Here is a 22,320-nt window from a genome sequence, read left to right as displayed (position 1 = left end):
AAAAAGCCTAAATGTTACATAGAGACCGGAAAAATTCTGAAAAAGGAGGGATTTTCAGAAGTCTCATTGGACTATTCTGTGCGGCTTTTTTTTCGTGACCGCCAGATCATATAACCCACACCCGCCATCAACAGGTAAGGAAAGATCATTAAATACATGATCCCGTCATTTATTCCCTTTGCGGCAGATTGGGAGGCTTCACTTTCGAGCACCGCGCGACACATAGCGCACTGAGCTTCCGCATCAAAAGTCAGCATTAAAAGAAGAATGAGCAGTATAAGGATCTTCCTTTTCATAAGTCTAATAATAAGGAGTCATAAACACGTATACCAAAACTCCTGTTATAGCAACGTATAACCAGATTGGAAAAGTATATCGGGCTATTTTTCTGTGCTTTTCAATCTGCCCCGTAAGACCCCGATACATGGTAAACAATACCAACGGAACTATGATCGCTGAAAGCATGATGTGTGTGATCAAAACAAAAAAGTAGATGTACCTTACCATTCCTTCACCACCAAAAGGCACAGGTTCATTGCTTATCTTGGAGATCACATAACTAATGAGAAAAACCGTCGAAAGGAAAAAGGCCGAGATCATAGCATTGCGATGCCAAAGCAGCTCCTTGACACGCATAAAATAAAATCCGGCGATGAGGAAAAGGGCAGTGAAAAAATTCAGGATAGCATGGAACAGCGGGAAGTTCGCAAGTTCCACACCCAGAAAATTGTAGCGCGTAGGCAGATACATTAAGATCAATACCAGCACAGGGACCAATATGGAAACACCCAAAATGGCAGGAACCATATATTTATCGGACTTTCTATATTCCATCTTTCAAAAGATTTTTAATATCCTGAATCAGTTCTTCGGTTTGCGGAGTCTCCTCCCCGGGCTGCGGCACAGCATCCTTTTCTACGGAGCCGCGATAATAAATGATAGGATTCCCATATTGATCTTTACGCGACCTTAAAAAACCTTCCCGATCAATAAGCGCAAAATAACCTGAGTGAGCAAAACCACCGGGTACAGTAGAATCCTCTCCTGCGTAAATATTAAATCCCTGGTTAGCCAGCTCAAAAATCTTCTCACCGTCTCCCGTCATCAGGTGCCAGTTAGGATGTGATATCCCATTAGTTGCCGCATATTTTTTCAAAACTGCAGGAGTATCATACGTTGCATCAATACTAAAGGAAGCGATCCCAAGGTCATTTTCATTCTTAAATTCCTCCTGCACCTCGAGTAGATTTTCTTTCATAATAGGGCAAATACTGGGACAGGTTGAAAAAAAGAATTCAACCACATACACTTTCCCCTTATAGGTCTCATTAGAAATGGTATCACCTTCCTGGTTTACAAACTCAAAGGCAGGAACTTTTTTAGCTTCACCATCTATTTCGATATATGCCAGCTCTTCAGCAGCAGCGGCACGTTCATCTCTTGTATCTGACCGGTTGGAACTCACCACCTCTTTTTCATTTACCCTGTCAATGATCTCAGGAATAACCAGGATTCCAAAAATCACAATAATGAGCGCTACTCCTATGTAAGAATAATTCTTCATCGACTATTTCCTGTTCCGGTTATACTTCTTTAGTTCCAGCCTGTATTCAGCAAGGATCACTTTAACATCATCTGTCATTTTATTGTTGAGCACAGCAATAGACCCTGTATCATATCCAAAAAGGGGATTTCCATCCTCATCTTCTTCCCGGCCACGCAATTTTCCATCTTTGTCAACTATAAAGACATTAGGTGTGAAGAGCTTATCATCCAGCTCAAAATTCGCACCAAGACTGCTAAAGAGTTTCTTTACATCCTCTTCAGACCCGACCACAAATTTCCATTTTTTGAGGTCCATTATTTCAGCCAGTTCGGTTTTTAACTGTGAAATTTGCTCTTCCCCACTTTCGGGCAGCACTACCACCAGCTGAAAGTCATTAAACTCGTGATACGGATTATAGATCTTCTCTGCCAGGTGATAGGCATTAACAAGATAGTCATAGGGCTGTTCGCCGGCAAAACCCAGAATAGTTATATTCCCTTCAAAAGTGACATTTTCACCTGTTGTTCCGCGGAAATTCTCCAACGGATAGACTTCAGAATTAAGAACAGGTAGACGGGCGAAGTTGTTGACTCCCGAAGCAAAGAAAAGATATGCTACCAGGGGGAGTGCAAACAAGACAAATATTACAAAGAATTTTTTCATTTTTCCTCCGAAGGAATTGGGCACAAAAATAAAAAAAGGCGGTTTTAAAACCGCCTTTCCTGAATGTTTTAACTTTTAAAAGTCCCAGGCGACATGCCCTCGCTTCATTACTTCGAAAATGTAGTCTCCTTCAGTTAAAAGAATGAAAACCAGGTAAGCAATAAGGAATCCGGCGGTCCATACTACAGAGCGACGAAGACCTTTTGTTTCACCTTCCATGTGCATGAAAGCCCAGGTAATATAGTAAGCCTTCGCAATGGTAAGAACGATAAAGATCCAGTTAATTAATTTTAGACTAATAAAATATGTATGCGTAAGAAATTGAGGTTTTATAATCCCCAGGATCACTTCCACCAATGTAATGATGGAAAGAATGATGAAAACAGACCAGATCCTCTTAGTGTTTGATTCGTGTGCGTGTGAAATATCGTGTGCCATCTAATTTATTATTCTCGAATTATACCAAATAGAAGAAAGTAAATACAAATACCCATACAAGGTCTACAAAGTGCCAGTATAACCCCACTTTTTCAACCATTTCATAGCTACCTCTTCTCTCATAGGTTCCTAACAGAACATTGAAGAAGATGATAATATTGATCAGGACACCGGTAAATACGTGGAATCCGTGAAAACCGGTAATGAAGAAGAAGAAATCTGCAAACAACTGATTCCCATACTCGTTCCTATAAAGATTGGCTCCTTCAATTATTCCAATTCCTTCCTTTTGAATTTTAGCCAAAGATTGTTGCCTGTTAAGAACTACTTTTTCTCCGTTATCGGTTAGCTCCTCAGTTCTTATCAATAAATTGGGATTCGCTTCAAATCCTGTAAGCACATCATTCATATCATACCGTGCAATGGTAGGCTCATCAACGAACCATAAACCATTGGACCTTTCATGAAGTATACGCTCTTTTGGCATTGGTGTCACGAACTCATCAAGAGCCACTCGCTCACCATCAGTATTTACAACTTGCAGTATGTTACCAGCTTTAGTTTCAATTGCTCCATATTCCCCTTTGATAAAAGTACTCCACTCCCAGGCTTGAGAACCGAGGAAGATAAGACCACCAACAATGGTCAACAACATGTAGAAAGAAACTTTTGCCTTTTTCATCTGGTGACCGGCATCAACAGCCAACACCATTGTAACCGATGAAAAAATAAGCACAAAGGTCATAAATGCCACGTAATACATAGGAGCATCCACTCCATGCAGAAATGGGAAGTGAGTGAAGACCTCATCTGCAATAGGCCAGGTGTTAGAAAATTTATATCTCGCAAACCCGTAAGACGCCAGAAAGCCGGAAAAAGTAAGTGCATCAGATAAGATGAAGAACCACATCATCAGTTTTCCGTAGCTTACTCTTAAAGGTTGATTCCCTCCGCCCCAGGTTTTTCCTTCAGTACCTGTTCTAGTAACAGTAGCTTCCATAGAAAGATTTGAAATTTAAGTATTCGGCAAAAATACGTTTTTTTATTATCTAAAGAAATATAAAAACAAAATCAGGTATATCCAGAGGGCATCAACAAAGTGCCAGTAAGTCGCACCCAGTTCTAATCCAAGAGTTTGCCCCGCCTGATACTTCTGTTTAAAATGGTTATAAATTAGGACAAAAAGGACCACAATACCTCCGGCAAGGTGAGCCAAATGGGTTAAAACCACCACATAAATAAAAGAAGTGGTTACCGTACTTTCACTTCCGGTAAAGTAATAACCATCAGCGATCAATTGTCCAAATCCCTGGAATTGCAGATAAATAAAGGTTCCGGCTAAAAGAAGAGTAGCCCATAACAGCATAGTTCCCTGCTGCCGATCTTCTTTTTTGATGGCTTTTTCAGCAAACATTATCGTCAAACTGCTCAAAAAGATCACTGCAGTACTCCAAAGGAAAGAGGTTGGCAATTCAAGATCTGAGATCCAGTCTGGCCTGTTCTTACTTACAACGTAAGCACTGGTAAGCCCGGCGAACATCATCGCCATACTGATGATCCCAAACCAGAGCATCATCTTTTTTGCCCTTCCGGTCTTGTGTTGATCGGTTCCCTGTGTTAAATCCATACACGAATCAATTTATCTAAAACATATATTATTTGCAGCAGAGTGATGTAAGACACACTCGCCAGCATTAATTTTTTTGCTGAAGCATTATCCCTTTTCCGGTACAACTGCAACGCGTAGAATAGCATTCCCAATCCCAATATCAACACTAAACCTGCGGAAAGAGGGGTGAGATATAATTTTCCGGTCATTCCAAACGCCGGAATCAAAGAAACCAGGATCGTCCAAAGAGTATAAAGCACGATCTGAATTGCTGTTCCCTTATCTTTTTTTCCGGTAGGAAGCATGAAAAAACCTCCTTTTTCGTAGTCGTCATACAACCACCAGCCCAGCGCCCAAAAATGCGGAAATTGCCAGAAGAACTGGATCATGAATAAAGTTCCAGGTTCAATTCCAAAGCTTCCTGTAGCAGCCACCCAACCTAACATGAACGGAATAGCTCCCGGGAAAGCACCTGCAAAAACAGAAAGAGGCGTCTTTGTCTTCAGCGGAGTATATACACTCACATAAAGAAAAATACTCAGGGCTCCGAACATCGCAGTCCTCGGATTGATCATATACAGGATCACAAGCCCAAGAATTGTTAATGAACTGGCTATGAAAAAAGCAGTGTTCACAGTCATTCTTCCGGAAGGTACCGGACGGTTTCTCGTACGATCCATCAAAAGATCCAGATCCTTTTCAATGATCTGGTTATAGGCATTAGAAGCTCCCACCAAACAATAACCTCCCACAGCCAGCATAACCACAGTAAGAAAGTCTATAGAATCTGCCCCTAAAAAATAGCCCGCCACAGAAGAAAAGACAACGCTGATCGCGAGTCTCATCTTAGTGATCTCCTTTAAATCTGAAATTAGGGAAACGGATGTAGTATTTACACGGGTGTTATCCAAAAAAGCAATTTTTAGTGCGGCAAAGATACTTCTTAATTGCTTTTTAGCAAGGCAGAGAAAAGGTAAATTTTCTTTAGAGGAAAAAAACTACCGATTGAAAATCAAAGCTTTAAACCGACTAGTAATCGAAGTACCAGTTAAAAATATCAGTACGCAGGCCTATGTTCAGCCAGTATGTAGTATTCTCAAAGGTAGTGGCAGTATTGACCTGAGGGTCAAGATTTCTATAGATAAAGCTTCCGAAAAATTTCAGGTTTGTAGCTGGATTAACAATATATCCGGCTTCCAGTTCCGTGTAAAAAGAATTGGTGGAATTCCCCTGCCCTATCTCCACGCCGCTATCAAAAAGCCGGTCTTCTTCTGTTCTGTAAATATCACCACCATAGTTGGCCATGTCTGCAGAATTATTGAAGTCAAAACCGCGTTTACCATAAATTGCCTTGACGCTACCGTAATACCGCCCGTAGTTATACCTGGCAATCCCTATTAACTCACGGAAATTTGCTCCCCATAAATGAGCCATTGACTGATTATGATGCCCGTAATTGAGAGTGATCGTATTATGGGAATAGGTATATGGTCGTACCTGATTATATTCCAGTTGAAGATAAAGATTGGGAAGATTGAAGGCATTGAAGTACTTGGCACCTATTTGAAAACCGTGTTTATTCTTCCAGCTTCCCTCGCCTCCAAAAACATCTCCCGATGAGAATTCGTCTATTAACCACTGACCATATGTGAGCAGCTGGTTGCTCCATTTGTATTTACCGGTAAGTCCGATTATTGCATTTCCCGCCTGGGCGCCGGTAGAGAATTCAATTGCGCGGTAGAAAATTATTGGATTCAGGTAGTTGAGATCGAACCCGCGGTTATTGTCATTTTCCCACATTACCGACTCAAAAAAGCCAATATTCAGTCTTTTTGTTACATTATAACTTAAATAATGATTCGCCATGTACTTGGTTCGGTAGGATCCTTCTCCGGTTACTTCGCGCCTTACATCCCTTAAAGACATCCAGGTGTTGGTGTACTTGATCTTCCAAAAAGTGGTATTTAGCTGAAAGAAGGGATAAGGAGAAGCATTATCGCTTAATAACAAAGAGCGATAGCCGTCTCCCAGAAAGTTCTTTCCGTGGCCAAACTGCAGATTGAAGAATTTTCCGGGGCTATAAGAAAGATATCCTTCAGCCACCGGATAGTCATACGCCTGTCCCATGAATGATTTTGCAATTCCCCTACCCGGAATGATCGCAGGACCCTCGGCCCCTGGTCTTAAAGATTCCGCGAAACGATTGTAGTAATCAGCGAAACGCCCCTGATTCTCATAGACAACCGAGTAGAAATTAAATTTTCCCCCCAGTCCTCCCTGAAAAATGGCTGCCCCTGTATTGTTATATGTCACATCAAGGTCGCTGTCAAAATCTTTACCCACCTGCATATCCAGTCCAAAATCAACAGTGAACCAGTAATCTTCTCCCTGAAAAGTAAATAAATGCTCGTTCCAGACCTTTCTGCCTAACCAGGAAGAAACCGGTTTTTGCAGTTTGGCAACTTCTTCTTCAAAGTTGTAATAAGGCTGAACTTCACTAAAGAGGAAGGGTTTTGAAGCCGTATGGAAGTTAGTACCCACCTGGTTTATTTCATCTTCGAAACGGGTGTAAAGCTCATGGGAAAATGGAATGCTGATCTCACTGGATGCTCTTGGATGTTCGAAGGGTTCCGAGACTATCTGGTCATATTCCTCAACAACCGGAACCTGCTGTTCCTTTTCAGGCTGGATCACCTCCACAGCCGGGGTCGCCATCCCTGATCCACTAACTTCTTTTTCCAAAGGAATGCGCACGGGCATGCGAAATTGCATATTTATGGCCCGGCTATTATAAGTAGCAGGCTTTACCTTAGGTAGGTTTTCAAAAACACGTTTTATTTCATCCTTTAATTCTTGATAAGCGGCATCCACGTAAACGATCTGGAATTCACCTTCACGATTCACCTCAAAAAGAACCACCAGTTCGCCTTTAAAATTATCTTTGGTAACAATTTCAGGTAGACTGAACCTGTTGTAGATCTCCGACTTTAACTGTGTGACGAAACACTGCTCTTCCTGTTCAAATTGCACATTTTCACATGCCTCAAAAACCGGATAGCGTTCCTGATCACCTACAAATGTTTGGGAAAAAGTCAAAAAAGGAAATAGGAGGAAGAGGAGAGAGTAATACTTCATCATGCCTGATAAGGATCCTGTTTAAAATACAGATGAAAGATACATTTTTTTGAAGAAGCGGTTAAACCTGAAAGCAAATTCCTTCAAAATTTTCCCCGAAACAAAAAACCCGCACCTAGGGCGCGGGTAAATTTTTATCCATAAATGACATTTTTCATTCCTGTACCTGGAAAATTATTGGCAGCGAATACAGCACCCGTACAGGTTTTCCTCCCTGTCTTCCGGGTTTCATCACAGGGAGAAGTTCAATAACTCTTTCTGCTTCGGCTTCCAGCCGGGGATGCGGGGCACGTGCTCCAATCACTGAAACATTGCCGGTCTCATCTATCCTAAACTGAACGTAGATACGATTGACTCCGTGGAGACCCAACTCTTCTCCCAGGTTGGAGTCAAACTTCCGATTTACCAGCTGGCTTATCTTTTCACTCATACAATCCCGCCGTTGTGAATTGGAAGTCAAATTCTCGCAACCCGGAAAGACCGGAACTTCCTCAACAGAGATGATATTATAGTCTTCAATAGGCTCCTCCGGTTCCACCACTTTGATATCTTCTACTTTTGCAATATCCGTTTCCTCGGTTGAAGCGATCACCGTTTCCACCAGGTCTTTATCATTGTCGATTATTTTAGGAACCTCAACAATTTCCCGTGGAACTTCAGGCGGGGTAACCTCCTTCACCACAGTAATCGGAATTTCTTCGTCTTCAAAAGAATTAATAGATACGGTATCACCTCCGGAAGTTTCGGTGGCATTTACTTTCCACTCTATGAGTTGCCATACCAGAAAAAGGGACAGGATAAGCCCCAACTGAAAGAAGAAGATACTTTTCTTCTTGAGATCAACATTAGTGTTCTTCTTGTTTTGCATAATATTGAATATTAAGGTTAATTTTATTTCAAATTAGACCTAACAGCTCATATCATTCCAAGAAGCAGCACCACTGTTAAGGAATTATTGAACATCCAATAAACATGCCTAAAAATGTAGGAATTATCTTTTCTCAATGTCAGACATAAAAAAACCCGCACGAAAAGTGCGGGTTTTATATATAAAGTTTAAGTTTTTTAATCCTGTACCCTGAAGGTAATTGGAAGTGAGTAAAGCACTCCTACCGGTTTACCACGTTGCTTACCAGGTTGCATTTTAGGCAACATGTTCACTACGCGTTCTGCTTCGGTTTTTAAACGAGGGTGCGGTGCACGAGCCCCAAGAACTGTCACATCACCATTTTTCTCGATCCTAAACTGAACATAGATACGGTTAATACCTGTTAGACCAAGGTCACTACCAAGACCAGTATCAAATCTACGGTTTACGAAATCGTTGATCTTTTCACTCATACAGTCTTTACGAGCCTGGTTGTTTCTTTCCTTTTCACAACCCGGGAAAATTGGCACATCTTCAATTACCGCAAACGGAACGTCCCCAATTTCTTCTTCTTCTTCAACAACTTCCACTTCCTCTACTTCCACGATTTCTTCCTGGTTAGTTTCGGTAGACTCGATAATAGTTTCTTCAACTTCCTCTTCATCTTCCACTACCTCGATCACTTCTGGTGCTGGTGGCGGTGGTGGCGGTGGTGGCGGTGGAGGAGTATTAAGCTCTGTGATTGGCACTTCTTCCTCTTCAAAAGCATCCATCTGTACCTGACCGAGATCAAGATCATCTTTATCATAGGTCTTCCACTCAATGGCCCTCCAAGTGATAAAAAGCATCAAAATCATACCGATCTGGAAGAAGAGAACGCTTCTCCTGGACAAATCAGCTTTTTCGTTTTTCTTGGGTTTCATAATTCCGTTTTAATTATAGGTTGGCTAAAATAATTATTTTTTCATAAAAAATAAATTAATCTTGCCTTTAAACCTGATTAGATAATCCTTTGCGAACCATACAAAAATTCCTGCACTAATAACGCCTACGCTGTTGGCAAAAATATCATAGAGATCCAGGGTGCGGTAACTTGTTAACGTATCCTGTAAAACCTCAATAAAAATGCCAAATGCAACGGAAGCAGCAGAAACTATAACAATTTTCTTAAAAATAACCTTTTTTCCTGGAACTGAGAGAGCAAAAAGACTCCAGATCAATCCCAGTCCAAAATATGCGCCGGCGTGCATTACCTTATCACTTACCCCCAGATCTTTTACCGGAGTATCTGCAAGGTTGATCAAAGACAGATAAAGAATGAGGCATGTATATGCCAGTGCGGGTATAAAAAAGAAAAGTCTAGCCTTCAATAACCTCTGCGTATTCCTCAGCACTTAACAGGTCATCGATCTCTGAAGCATCACTGAAACGAATCTTGACCATCCACCCTTCTCCATAAGGATCTGAATTCACCTTTTCAGGCTCATCTTCCAGGCTCTGGTTAAACTCAATAATTTCTCCGGATAGTGGAGAGAAAAGATCTGATACTGTTTTTACCGCCTCTACCGTTCCAAAAACCTCTTCTCTATCTAAGGTTTCGTCTACGGTTTCTACCTCAACATATACTATATCTCCTAATTCCCCCTGTGCGAAGTCGGTGATACCTACTACAGCAACATCTCCTTCAATTTTCACCCACTCGTGGTCATTGGTGTACTTTAAATCTTTTGGAATATTCATTGGTTAGTTTATTTAGTAAAGCAAAGTTACTTTTTTAATTGTTTTGTTCAAACACCAATTGCTAATTTCCGAAGTTATAACGCAAAGTAATACCAGATCTAATAGTGGTTTGCGGGAAAGCTGTTGAAATAGCATATTGGGAGAAGCTATGGTCATAATACACCAACGCTGTAAGGTTCTTTGAAAGGGCATAATCAGCAGTGAAATTGATGGCCCAAATATCCTGTCCGGCCGTAACCTGACTGTTATCAATATCCAGATACCTTATTACAGTTTCATTATGACGATAGGAAACATCTGCCTTAAAGTTGAGATCACTGCTCAGAATACGCTGCTTCCCTCCTACCTTAGTGGTGATCTTGAGATCTTTTATCCTGTAACCCAGTCCCAAGGTATATTGATTTCCATTGATCTCGGTTAGCAGATTATTATCGAAACTTAAGGATAGTGCCCTGTCCTTTTGCACGTCTGCCAGGATCTTTATGGAATTGGACATTTCAAGGTCCACTCTCACCAGGGGATTAAATTGTTCGGTAAGATTGACATTGGAGAACAGGATCTCGCTCTTGTAATTTCCGGCCTGGTCTACAGCAAGATCATCTTCGGGGTCATAATCAAGGTTCGACTGGAACTGGTTTATTGTATAGCCGGCGCTATACCCATGATTTAAAGAGAAACGTTTGAAGTTCTTTTTAAACCAGGGAAGGCGCATAAAGCCGGTATACTTGATGTTCCAGTTAGGAAGTGGGAAATCCCTGAAGGCGCCAAGGGAGATGTTATCCACATCTTTACCTGAATAGGCAGCCAAAAATGCAGGTAATAGCACATTCTGACTGGTTCTTCCGAAACCGATAGGATATCCTTCAGCATCTGTATTATCAGGATCAAATCCGTTTTCAATAGCTAATCTTCTCGCCACAGCCAACCTGTTTTCCCTGAAATCTTCAAATATTGCTGAAGATTCAGCTGAACTCTGACTAAAAGCCGTCTTCAACAAAATAGTGGAAATATTAAAGTTTCCGAAGGTTACCGGAGTAAGGGAAATATACTGTGAATCATCCACCCGGTAATTCTCTGAATAGGTCTCGGAATACAACCTGCCCGCACTCAATTCGATCGTGAGATCAGGAATAAAAGCAAGATTTGCATTGATGCCTAACTGCTTATTAGAGACCTGGGTGTATTGTTGGTTGAATTCATCATACAAAGTCAACCAACCTTTTCTAGCCGCTAAATACCGTACTTCTTCCTGGCTACCCAAAGTAAATCCAAAGGTAGGATTCCAGGTTCCCATAAAACCAATACCATTGGTATAACCCGGCAGGAAAATACCGTTGTTCTCCTGGTAATTCACCTGGACTTTTTTGATTCCCGTAACTATTCCAATAAAGGTATTGTAGGTTTTATCTCCTGCACTCAAGGCATTTTCATCCTGATCCTGCGGGGTTTCCTGGGTTGCCTGATTAAGAGTGGGCACTGCCCTGCTCCTTTCCTGAATAGTACTACCTACCGTTTTCGGAACACGTTTCTTTAAGCCCACATAATCATAGAGGGTTTGCATTTCCAGGTTCGCATTGATCTGATGGGTATTTGAATTCTGAACACTGTTTCCAAGATCGGGAACATCTTCCAGGGTCTGGAATATTTCAGAGCCCCGCTCCCACTGGAAGTTACCTGTATAGGAATAGGTGGTATTTATAAAACTAAGCACAGGCACCTTGGCGAACGGAAGATCATAGTTCACCTGTAATGACTGGAAGTGCTGGTTAGGAATTCCCACATTGAAGAATCCGTCCCAGATTCCCGTGGTGGCATCGGGCACATTGTCTTCATCTAAATAATTCCTGATTATCCTGTTGGTGGAAGAATCGAAATTAAGCCGCAGGCTCTTCGAGAAGTTGTAGTTGATGGTATACTGCCAGTCAAAAAGGAAATTTCGTTGATACAGCGTTGGAATTCCATTAATGAAACCCGGCGGCAAATTGATCTCCCTGAACTTCTGTTCATTATACTGCCTAAAAATAGTAGAAGTAGCAGTAATGTTAGACGGGAAGACGTTAAAATTAAAATCTTTCAGTAAAGCGAAATAAGCACTACTATCCAAAGCCCTTACATTCTTGAGAGGTTCTATAGAAAGTGGCGCAAAGGTGTAATCGTAGGTCGCGCCCACCCGTACGTTTTGATCAAAAGCCTCTTCGATTTCAAAATCACGGTGGTCGATCTGATTATAACTTCCTGAGAGGGTCAGGTTTTCAATGTCGTAAGGCATTGGTTTAGACTCGCCCATTCTCTCTTTGCGTAAACCTATCACGTTGATGCTTTGCCTCTTTGTGTAATCTTCTGCCCTTTCCTGAAGATCATCACGAATCTGAGGAGTAGCTGCATTTTCCAGCACCGTGTTCAGCTCAAGATCCAGGTACTCCGGATCATACTTGGGAGTGATCAACTCTTCACCAATACTGTAGCTCACCGGAATTTTCACTCCCCATTTCTGCGGAAGCAATTGGCCCATATTGACATTACTAACAAAGTCATACTGCTGCATGTCCTCAAGGCTTCGCTGGTTTGGCCCCTGCTCTAAAGCTCCAAAGCCTACCGTACTTCTTCTGCCTGTTGCCGAAACATTCGCGAAGTCGGCTACGTTGGCATCCATATTCACAATGGCTGCCCAACCGCCTTCATTCTTAAGGTCTGAAAGTCTCAGTTCATTGAACCAGACCTCACCGCACACCTCCCGGGAAGAAGACTGCGGAATGCCATTTTTGACACCTAACATTAGCATTCTTATACTTCCGAAGCTTGGATTTCCTTTGATCCCGATTCGGAGTTGACCTATTTCATAATTACCTTCAGTAGTCACAAGACTTCCATCTTCCTGAAAGAAGTTAAGTTCTGTAGACAATAGAGAAGGATCTCCAATTACCTTAGCTTTGATCTCCTGCAGCAATTCCAGCGGTAGGTTCAGACGGTTTTCTTCGGGCCAGATCTCGGAAGCAGAAGCTGCACCAAAATCAGTAGGTTTTAACGGCACTTCTATCTGGTAAAAGTTATCGGTAAAATCTGTTCCTATTCTTATAAAAGCCACAAGTTCACCTTCACTTAATGCCGGCCGGTTAAGCAGGGATTCAGCATGAATGAACATTTCCAGGAACTTATACTGGCGCATATCAATCTGGAAATTCTTATAAACTGCTCTTGCGTCCTGAGGCTCCAATCCGCAAACTTCCAAAGAAAGGGATTGTTCATTTTGGCGAATTCGGCTGTTATTATTGAGCAGCTCTTCCCGGTCTACTCCCGGAGGCAAAACATAAGGAATAGGTTGCCTGTTCTCGTTATCTTCAATACTAACTGCCGAAACCTCGAATGATGTATCTTCAGTTGAAGGGTCAGACTTATCAGGATCAAGAGTCTGCGTATATCTTCGGTAATCTCCCCGAACCAGGTCCATTGTACCAAACCTAAGAACTGTAGGATCTTCAAATCCGGTGAGGTACATTCTCATGAACCGAATTGACCTGAAATCTCCAATTCCGCCGCGGGCGGCAGTTGGTTCATAGATTGGAATTTTAAACTGTAACCAGCGTACCGGCAGTTCCTGCCCGTTGTCGAGAGTGGTTGTAAACTGCTTTACGTCAGTAATATACTTACTGTTGTCAATATTCATCCCCGGGTACAGTGGTACATCGTATTCGAAGTAGCTGTCCACCGTGTTCATAGTATTGTCCCGGTTGAGATCTTCCACGGTAGGCAAAGTAGTATTTCCGCGGTTGGTGTTGGTCACTGTCGGCGGAGAGTTCCCTTCCAGACCATTGTAATCAAAGTAACGCTCTAAAATACTTCCGGAAGAATTCAGGAAATAATTATAATTATCTGCTGAAGGGTCGGGAAGGTTTGCAAAGGCTGAGAATTTGGAAGCTTCATCAGCATCCAATAATCCGTCGTAACCAATATCCTGATTGGTGCGCGCCTGACCTTCGGTGTTGAAAGCGTAGATTAGGGATTGATTGGCGGGTACCCTTCCAAAAACGGTTTCTGAAGTATTGATCAAACCTCCATCTTCCGGAAGTCCATTCTCATATTGTTTACGTCCGTCCTTTAAAACATCTTCGGAAATATTTCCGAGGTTGAACACGAGTCGGCCACCGTCATTTTGTGCATTCTGCGGATAGATGAATGGGTCCATCAACCAGAATTCGATGTATTCCACATTGCTCTGCTCAAAATTGGTGGAGTTCAGTGCCCGGCTGATCCCGGCGAAATTCTGTTCGGGATCGGGCAGTACATTTCCTCCTGCCGCTGCCGGATTGTAGTTATATGGCCCACGAACCGAAGGATAGTAAGCGAGGTCCATGGTGTATAACACCTGAGACTGTCCCTGCACGACGTCAACATTAGGAAAGATCTCATCTAAAAACACCCTTCTGGTGGCATAGCTGGCAAGATCAGCATCGGTGATTCCCCCAGGTCTGCTGCTTCCGTAGAAAATAGGATCGATAGTATACCAGGCCAGTTTTGCCCTTTTATAGCCGGTAGCAAGATCGCCGTTAGCAAGTTCGCCTCCAAATCCAAGGGGTGCACTGGAAAGCTCCCATCCCAAAGGATTGTCTATGGCAATACTCGTCTGCGCCGCCTCAAAATCATCTACATAAGTGGTAGCCTTCCCACCAAACTCATTCCCTTTGGGAGAACCGGGCAATAAATACGCCACCTCCCCACGAAGGGAAAGATTGGAGATCACATCGGTATCAATATTCGGCAGTTTATTGACCATGCGGGTCAAAAAGGGCACCTCGGTAGAATAATTCAGGTTGAGACCCAGAATAGTATTGTTGATGGGTTCATAGCTGTAAGTGGACTTCTGGGTGAGCGGCCGCTCATTTAGATTGAGATAGGTACCTCCCACCAAAAAGTTCTCACTGAACATATGCTCCACGTTGATCCCGGTAAAGCGTTTGGTCTGCTGTCCAAAAAGGGCATTATTCTCGGTAGACACCTGGATAGGAATATTCGATGCGAGTAAAGACTCATCAAGAATTTGGACCCGTCCAAACTGGTAGTTCACTACATAGTCTACTCCTTCCTGCAACACCCGGCCACCGGCCGTAACGGTCACAGAACCCTGAGGAACGTTAAAAGCCCCGATAGGGATCCCTTCAACATTGGATGACTTATAGCGTCCCCGCAACTGGAACTTATTCTTTTCAGCCTGTTCCTGTTCCGCCTGGGTCTTAGTGGTGGTGTACAGGGACCGGAAAACATACTTCGCCTGGTTGGCGTTATAGGTCGCCGGAATGTTATAATCCTCTCCCCCGGCATTTGGATTAGGATCGAGCTTATTGAACAGATATTCCCCGAAAGGTTCTACCGAAGTAAAGATTATACTTCCTGTCTGCGGATTAATGGTGATGCCGGGAACAAAATCAAAGAAACCGTCACCCCCAACTATTGGATCGCCGCTAATATTGAGATTGTCCAGATTAAAGACCTTCAAAAGTGTGGTTTGCTCCACATCTTCGGGTAGAGGAACTCCTTCCACTCCGGTTATGTAATTGAGTGGCTGCGGATCTGTATAAACAATATTCATCCGGAAATCTTCCCTTTCCAGGTCAAAGGCTCCAAGGTTGTAGATGTTCTTCATCATCAGGTCCCATACCGGCTCCTGCACATTAGTGACCGAACTTTTTAAAAGTTTAACCACCAGGTTCTGTGAAATGGAGGATTCATTAGTTCCTCCTGAAGCGTCGATCCCATCATTGGCAAACTCCCCAACCTGGTAAACCTCTCCGCCCACAGTGTACTGGAAAGCTACCGCCAGGATCTCGTCACTGGCCAGCCGCTGATTCAGGGAAATGTACCCTAATCTGCTGTTCAACTTATATTCCGAAGGTTTTAATTGCCGGGCATTTTCCAGCTTCACATAATCTGTCCCTTCAGAGACCTGTAAACCTCCAAAACCGGCTTGCACTGTTGCAATATCACGGATAGCAGGTGTAAGAATCGATTCTCCGGGACCTTTAATTCCGAAGGGATTCAGGTCGTTGTTGCGGTTATCGGTAAAGGCTCCCGGAGGATTATTAAAAAATCCGGCAGGAGGATTTTCGAGTCCGATATTTCCCTGCACAGGAGATTCCCCAAGGTCCTGAATAGCAACAATATTTCGTGAATCGGTAAGATTTTGTACGCTATTGGTACGGTTGGTGACCCAAACCTGTACCCGTGTCACCTGCACATTAGAGTTTATAAAAGGATAATTTTTCAAGGCCTCATCGTAGTGGTCCCTGAAGTAATGCGCTAAAAAATAGTGTCTGTTCTCGTCGTATTCAATGGCGAACCGGTCAAATTCCTGGACGGTAGCTCCCCCTTCAACATTAACGGTACGACGTTCTGACTTTTGTTCCGAGAAAACGCCGGTAATGCGGGTCTTTCCAAACTGAAGTTCTGTTTTTACCCCAAAAAGGCTTTGCGCGCCCTGAATTAAAGCTGAATTCAGAGGCATGCTGATATTACCCACTTCTATCTTCTGAATAATATCATCTTCGGTAGGAGTGTATTCCAGTTTGAGTTGGTTCTGAAAATCAAAAGTCGATTCGGTATCGTAATTGGCGGTCACCTTAAGGCGCTCTCCAATGTTCCCCAGCAAACTCAACTGGATACGCTGGTCAAAATCAAAAGTAAAGGTACTTCGGTTCCTGGGAGAGAAGGCCGGATTATCCCTTTTTGAGTATAGTATTCCGAGGTCAAGCGCCACAGATCCCTGTGGAATAAGTTCTATCTCCCCGCCTCCGAAGATATTCTGAAAGAAATCGGAATTCACATAGAATCCCGGCAGCAGGTTTCGCTGATCTTCTTCAGTCCCTTCCTTTTTTCCAGACAAGGCATCGATCTTATCCTGAAAATATTTCTGCATTTCCTCCTGTATCACCAGCTCCTGGTATTCTTCCGGAGTAAGGATAAGAGGTGCGGTAAGATCAAAATTTCCGAGTTTTTCGGTATAGATATACCGGTCCAACACGGGATCGTAGGTATAAGAAGAAACAATACTTGGTGGATTCTTTAAACGCAGTTTTCCCAGCGAATAGCCGGTTTTAGTAGTGTCCTGACGGGTAATGGTATCCTGGGCTGAGACAGTAAAAGAGGCAGCCAGCACAAAAATAAGTGCAAAGCCAACTGTAAGCGGAAACCGGAAATTGTAGTTCTGCCCCAAGATTACTATAATTTTTTAAGTGCCAGCTTTATCAGAGTCTCGACCGTAGCATCGGGTTCTTCCTTCACGATCCTGTCTACCACTTTTTCAGATTGCTTACGGGTATATCCAAGAGTCTCTAAAGCTGATAACGCTTCCTCACGGCTTGTATTGCTTTGAGGAGCCGAAACTTCATCAATTCCGAACACTTTTACGATCTTGTCTTTCAAGTCTATAATTACACGTTGAGCTGTTTTGGCTCCAATACCTTTTATTCCCTGAACGGTGGCGACATCACCTGCCGCTATGGCTTCCATGATCTGCCTTGGCTCCAATGAAGACAACATACTTCTTGCGGTACTGGCTCCTACTCCCGAAACCGAGATCAACAACCGAAAGATCTCCCGTTCAGTCTTATCCCAAAATCCATACAGCGTATGGGAGTCCTCCTTCACCTGAAAATGGGTGTAAAGTTTAATGGCTTCCGAAGAAGGAATTTGAGAATAAGTGTAGAGTGAAATGTGAATAAAATATCCTATTCCATTGCAATCAATAACAACATTGGTGGGATTTTTTTCTACGAGCTGACCTTTTATGCTATGGATCATTTGATAAGGCTGGTTAACAACTCAAATGTAGTAAAATTAAAAGGACAGAAAAATACCTGGCTTTTTATCTTTTTTAAGAGGAAAGCAACAGGATTTTCTGATAAAATCTCAAAGAAAAAAGGCTGCCTTAACAGTAGCCTCTTTGTATTTTGAAATTCTGAAATTACACCAGTTCTTTTTTTGCTTTTCGCTCCTTTTCCTGGGCATCTACCACTGCAACTGCCGTCATATTAACGATTTCCTCTACGCTGGCACCCAATTGAAGCACGTGCACCGGCTTGTTCATCCCCATCAAAATAGGGCCAACAGATTCTGTTTTGTTCAACTCTTTGATGAGCTTGTACGTGCTGTTTCCGGAATCCAGGTTCGGGAAGATCAAAGTATTTACTTTTTTACCCGCCAACTTTGAAAAAGGGAATTTCTTCTGAAGCATATCTTTGTTCAGGGCAAAATCACTTTGCATTTCTCCGTCCACAGTAAGATCCGGATAGAATTTGTGCAGGTAATCTACTGCCTCTTTAACTTTTTCGGCCTTCTCATTACTCGAAGAACCAAAATTCGCGTAGGAGATCATGGCTATTACAGGATCAATTCCGAATAAACGCACGGTTCGGGCGGTCATTTGAGCAATTTTCGCAAGTTCCTTAGCGGTAGGATCTATGTTCACCGAAGTATCACTGATAAAAATTGGTCCTCTGGCTGTGTTCATGAGGTTGGTCGCGGCTACCTTGGATACCCCTTTGGCTTTACCAATCAATTCCAGCATTGGTTTTAATACGGTAGGATACGACCGCGAATATCCGGAAAGGAGGGCATCAGCATCTCCCGCATTCACCATCATTGCCGCAAAATAATTGCGTTGGCGCATCAATAACTGAGCGTCATAACGGGTAACACCTTTACGCTGACGGGTCTTCCAATACACTTCAGCATATCGGTTTCGTCGCTCATTCTCTTCATCAGACTTGGAATCAATGATCAGAACGTCATCGGCATGAAAATCGATCTCCTGCATTAGTTCTTCGATAACATCCTTTCTACCCAACAAAATTGGAGTAGCTACCCCTTCATCGTGGACGATCTGGGCCGCCTTCAGCACATCCAGGTGATCAGCTTCGGCAAAAACAACCCTTTTTGGATCTGTTTTCGCACGGTTCATTAACAGCCTGGTGATCTTATTGTCGTTACCCATTCTCTCCAGCAGCTCATCTTCATAGCGATCCCAATCGTAAATAGGATTTCGTGCCACGCCACTGTCCATAGCAGCCTTTGCAACTGCAGGCGGAACTTCGGTGATAAGACGTGGATCAAAAGGCTTCGGAATTATATAATCCCGTCCAAAATTAAGTCGGGTTTCCCCATAGGCGATATTCACCTGTTCCGGAACCGGTTCTTTGGTGAGCCTGGCCAGCGCTTTAACCGCCGCCATTTTCATTTCTTCATTGATCTTTGTTGCGCGAACGTCCAGGGCGCCTCTAAAGATGAACGGAAACCCGAGCACGTTGTTCACCTGGTTAGGATGATCACTGCGGCCTGTAGCCATAATAATATCCTTACGGGTGGCGCAAGCAAGATCATAATCAATTTCAGGGTTTGGATTGGCCATGGCAAAAACGATAGGGTTTTTTGCCATTTTTAAGAGCATTTCAGGAGTAACAATATTACCCACCGAAAGCCCTAAGAACACGTCGGCACCTTCCATAGCTTCCGCCAGGCTACTGTAATGTTTATCTACTGCAAATTTTGACTGCAGGTCAGAAAGGTCGGTCCTTCCTTTGTGCAGAACACCCTTCACGTCAAACATCACCAGGTTGCTCAACTCTACCCCCATGGCAACATAGAGGTTTGCACAGGCGATAGCTGCAGATCCCGCTCCCGAGATCACCACTTTCACCTTATCTATATCTTTTTCTGCAAGTTCAAGGGCGTTAATTAGGGCCGCCGAAGAGATAATTGCCGTACCATGCTGGTCATCATGCATCACCGGAATATCCAGTTCTGCCTTTAACCTTCTTTCTATTTCAAAAGCTTCGGGAGCAGCAATATCTTCGAGGTTGATCCCCCCAAAAGTGGGTGCGATATTTTTCACCGTTTCCACAAAAGCATTTACATCTTTAGTGTCCACTTCAATATCAAACACATCAATATCAGCAAAGATCTTAAACAAAAGACCTTTTCCTTCCATCACGGGCTTGGAAGCTTCGGGACCAATATCGCCCAATCCAAGAACAGCCGTACCATTGGAGATGACGGCGACCAGATTCCCTTTAGTGGTATATTTATAAACGTTCTCCTTATCCTTGTGGATCTCAAGACAGGGTTCTGCAACCCCCGGAGAATAAGCCAATGAAAGATCCCTTTGTGTGGAATATTTTTTTGTAGGCACCACCTGGATCTTTCCGGGGTGCGGTTTGGCGTGATAGACCAGCGCCTCACGTCGTTTGCGTTCGTTACTCATATCTCCCGTTATTTTTCAGGACTTACAAAGGTAAGGGTTTCGGAATTACAGGTTTCTTTTTCCCATCATTTTTTACTGAAATTTCCTATAAAATATTTGCTAAAAAAGCAATTTTTGGAAGCTTTAAAAGACCATTCCCGGCGGAACGAGCTCATCCAATTGTCGCACATATTTCTGCGGAAGCAAAGCCAATCCTAACTGGTAAGATGCGTTCATCCATCCAAAACCTGAAGTGGTGATATAATCGAATTCCGTTCCCACATTTCCATATTCGGCGTAGACCTTATGAGTTGCGTTTACCACATCGTATTTCTCCGGAATGGTGCCGTTGTAGTTCACCGCATTTTTGGTGATCATCCACAACCAGCGGTAAATTAATTCGTAGGCCTCCTGCTCATAACCGTAATTGAGAAGACCCTGCCACAGCAACATCTGGTGCGGTGCCCAGCCATATGGATAATCCCATTGACGCTGCACATCGTTAGTAGCTGTTTCTTCTACTGAAGATTGGGCGCTCGCAAGAATTCCTCCCTTCGCTTTTAAATCGCGCATAAGGTTTGGGACCATTTTAGCAGCCTGCTCTTCTGAAGCCATTTTTGACCACAGCGGGTAAAAATTGGTTGCCGAAATATATCCTGTTTGTTCCCCCTTTTTGAAGTTGTAGTCGAAAAAACTCCCCGCTTCTTCGTTCCACAAGTACCGGTTCATTAAAGCTTTCCGTTTTTCCGCATTTTTCTGCCAGTAGTCCGCAGAAAAGGTCTTTCCCGATGAAGTTGTAAGTTCTCCTCGAAAATACAGGTCAATGAGATATTCAAAATCACGTTCGGTCTTGTAAAGAAGGGAGTTGAGATCTACAGTATTGAGATCTGCAGCACGATTCTCCAGGCGCCACGAAGTGTCATGACCGCTTTCGCGAATGCTTCGGTCGTGGGTAAAATACCTGTCTGCCTCCTCATCTTTAATTTCTCCGGATTGATATTTTCGGCGGAATTCTTCCGCGGAAATTCCGTGTTTCTTTCCGAATTGGGTAAGAACTTCTTCAAAATGCCCTTTTTCGGTCTCCGGCGGAATGCCTATTCCCTGGGCGTAATAGCGGTTGAGGCCATTAGGCGTCAGGCGTTCCCCTTCAACCATCCACACCTCTTCGTATTCGGTAATGGCAGCTTCAAGGGAACTTTTCAACCACTGCAGGTCCTTCTCTTCCGAAGTTTCAAAAACTTCCCTGATGAAGGATGACAGGAAAGGCGGCTGGGTGCGGGTAAGATAGTAAGTACGATTGGCGTTGAGGATCTTTCCGTAGTGATCGATCTGGTACACGAAATTGTCGACCATGGCTTTGGCAAGATCGATCCTGCCATCCAGCAGCAATCCTATACCTTCAAAATAACTGTCCCAGCCGTACATTTCATTGAACCGGCCGCCGGGCACCACAAAAGGCACTCCTTTTCCGTTTTTCAGCTTCAGGGATAGCAATCCAGGTTTATCATTTATGGACTTCACATATTCAGGCGTGATCTTCTGCGGAAGCACCACCACTTCAAATCCTGGATTGTCCTGCTGCAGCTGTTTGAAGTAACGTTGTCCAATAGTGTCATCTGCCGGTACGTACAACCGCTGTACATCTCCTGAAGCTTTGGTGTCCTTAAGGATATGTTTTAGTCCTTTGCGATCTATTGTACGGGTAAGGTCATCCCAGAATTCAGTCTTGATGCGGCGGGAAATACGTGCTGAAGGAGCTTCTTTAATTTCAGAAAGCGAGATCTCCAGCTCCCGCTGCTCGTTTTGCCGTGCCACCGCCAGGCGTTGTAACAAGTTGGAGAGGTAGTAGATCTCAGAAACACTTACCGAATCCCCTTTTTGACTCACCATCCAAAAAGGGCTTTTTGGATGGTCTTCTATGGTGATCTTTTTATCACCATCTGTGTCGGCCAAAGAAAGTAAACGCTGAAATGCAGGCTCCACCTGCAGTGAATATTCCGGATCCTGGGCAAAAACCAGAAAGGTAGAAAAGATAAAAATGACCGCTAAAATTCCCTTTTTTAAGACCATAGCTGTAGTTATAAAGGAAAGAT

General features: G+C 43.3%; 17 protein-coding genes. All 17 read right to left on the bottom strand.

The window, feature by feature from the left end; translation table 11 throughout:
- Positions 1–71 precede the first annotated feature (71 nt).
- The 17 genes from ACNORC_RS04285 to ACNORC_RS04205 all read right to left on the bottom strand — a co-directional run bounded on the left by ACNORC_RS04285 (position 72) and on the right by ACNORC_RS04205 (position 22,297).
- Positions 72–296, bottom strand: a complete 225-nt coding sequence (locus tag ACNORC_RS04285; RefSeq protein ID WP_418334357.1) for a CAMCR motif-containing small membrane protein — start codon at positions 294–296, stop codon at positions 72–74.
- Positions 297–300: 4 nt separating this feature from the next.
- A complete protein-coding gene (locus ACNORC_RS04280) occupies positions 301–834 on the bottom strand; it encodes a DUF420 domain-containing protein (protein ID WP_418334356.1) in 534 nt (177 codons plus the stop codon).
- Positions 824–1,564 carry an SCO family protein gene (locus tag ACNORC_RS04275; RefSeq protein WP_418334355.1) on the bottom strand — a complete coding sequence of 247 codons (741 nt, stop codon included), beginning with the start codon at positions 1,562–1,564 and terminating at the stop codon, positions 824–826. The genes ACNORC_RS04280 and ACNORC_RS04275 overlap by 11 nt, the downstream gene beginning before the upstream one ends.
- 3 nt (positions 1,565–1,567) lie before the next feature.
- Entirely contained in the window at positions 1,568–2,209 is a 642-nt protein-coding gene (locus tag ACNORC_RS04270; protein ID WP_418334354.1) for a hypothetical protein, read from the bottom strand.
- A 75-nt stretch (positions 2,210–2,284) separates the two neighbouring features.
- Positions 2,285–2,647: a cytochrome C oxidase subunit IV family protein gene (locus tag ACNORC_RS04265; RefSeq protein WP_418334353.1), complete on the bottom strand. Its 363-nt coding sequence runs from the start codon at positions 2,645–2,647 to the stop codon at positions 2,285–2,287.
- Positions 2,648–2,666: 19 nt separating this feature from the next.
- The gene (locus ACNORC_RS04260) at positions 2,667–3,647 is read right to left on the bottom strand and encodes a cytochrome c oxidase subunit 3 (RefSeq protein WP_418334352.1); all 981 of its coding nucleotides are present in this window, start codon (positions 3,645–3,647) and stop codon (positions 2,667–2,669) included.
- A gap of 45 nt (positions 3,648–3,692) precedes the next feature.
- Complete coding sequence (locus ACNORC_RS04255) at positions 3,693–4,274, bottom strand: cytochrome c oxidase subunit 3 (protein ID WP_418334351.1); 582 nt, start codon at positions 4,272–4,274, stop codon at positions 3,693–3,695.
- Entirely contained in the window at positions 4,265–5,167 is a 903-nt protein-coding gene (gene cyoE / locus ACNORC_RS04250; protein ID WP_418334350.1) for a heme o synthase, read from the bottom strand. The genes ACNORC_RS04255 and cyoE overlap by 10 nt, the downstream gene beginning before the upstream one ends.
- Positions 5,168–5,285: 118 nt before the next feature.
- Complete coding sequence (remB, locus tag ACNORC_RS04245; protein WP_418334634.1) at positions 5,286–7,391, bottom strand: gliding motility outer membrane protein RemB; 2,106 nt, start codon at positions 7,389–7,391, stop codon at positions 5,286–5,288.
- 154 nt (positions 7,392–7,545) lie between these two features.
- Positions 7,546–8,259 carry an energy transducer TonB gene (locus tag ACNORC_RS04240; RefSeq protein WP_418334349.1) on the bottom strand — a complete coding sequence of 238 codons (714 nt, stop codon included), beginning with the start codon at positions 8,257–8,259 and terminating at the stop codon, positions 7,546–7,548.
- A 197-nt stretch (positions 8,260–8,456) separates the two neighbouring features.
- Complete coding sequence (locus tag ACNORC_RS04235) at positions 8,457–9,182, bottom strand: energy transducer TonB (protein WP_418334348.1); 726 nt, start codon at positions 9,180–9,182, stop codon at positions 8,457–8,459.
- A gap of 33 nt (positions 9,183–9,215) precedes the next feature.
- Positions 9,216–9,629, bottom strand: coding sequence for a VanZ family protein (locus ACNORC_RS04230; protein ID WP_418334347.1), 414 nt, complete (start codon positions 9,627–9,629; stop codon positions 9,216–9,218).
- Positions 9,619–9,999, bottom strand: coding sequence for a glycine cleavage system protein GcvH (gene gcvH / locus ACNORC_RS04225; protein WP_418334346.1), 381 nt, complete (start codon positions 9,997–9,999; stop codon positions 9,619–9,621). The genes ACNORC_RS04230 and gcvH overlap by 11 nt, the downstream gene beginning before the upstream one ends.
- Positions 10,000–10,060: 61 nt before the next feature.
- Positions 10,061–17,206: a T9SS outer membrane translocon Sov/SprA gene (sov, locus tag ACNORC_RS04220; RefSeq protein WP_503473625.1), complete on the bottom strand. Its 7,146-nt coding sequence runs from the start codon at positions 17,204–17,206 to the stop codon at positions 10,061–10,063.
- Positions 17,207–17,208: 2 nt separating this feature from the next.
- Positions 17,209–17,790, bottom strand: coding sequence for a Holliday junction branch migration protein RuvA (ruvA, locus tag ACNORC_RS04215; RefSeq protein ID WP_418334344.1), 582 nt, complete (start codon positions 17,788–17,790; stop codon positions 17,209–17,211).
- A 163-nt stretch (positions 17,791–17,953) separates the two neighbouring features.
- Complete coding sequence (locus ACNORC_RS04210; protein WP_418334343.1) at positions 17,954–20,248, bottom strand: NADP-dependent malic enzyme; 2,295 nt, start codon at positions 20,246–20,248, stop codon at positions 17,954–17,956.
- A 123-nt stretch (positions 20,249–20,371) separates the two neighbouring features.
- The gene (locus tag ACNORC_RS04205) at positions 20,372–22,297 is read right to left on the bottom strand and encodes a trehalase family glycosidase (RefSeq protein WP_418334342.1); all 1,926 of its coding nucleotides are present in this window, start codon (positions 22,295–22,297) and stop codon (positions 20,372–20,374) included.
- Between the last annotated feature and the right edge of the window lie 23 nt (positions 22,298–22,320).

Origin of the sequence: Salinimicrobium soli, from assembly GCF_048323655.1 — a bacterium.
In the GTDB taxonomy this organism is placed as follows: Bacteria; Bacteroidota; Bacteroidia; order Flavobacteriales; family Flavobacteriaceae; genus Salinimicrobium; species Salinimicrobium soli.
This window is presented reverse-complemented; position numbering and strand designations above follow the sequence as displayed.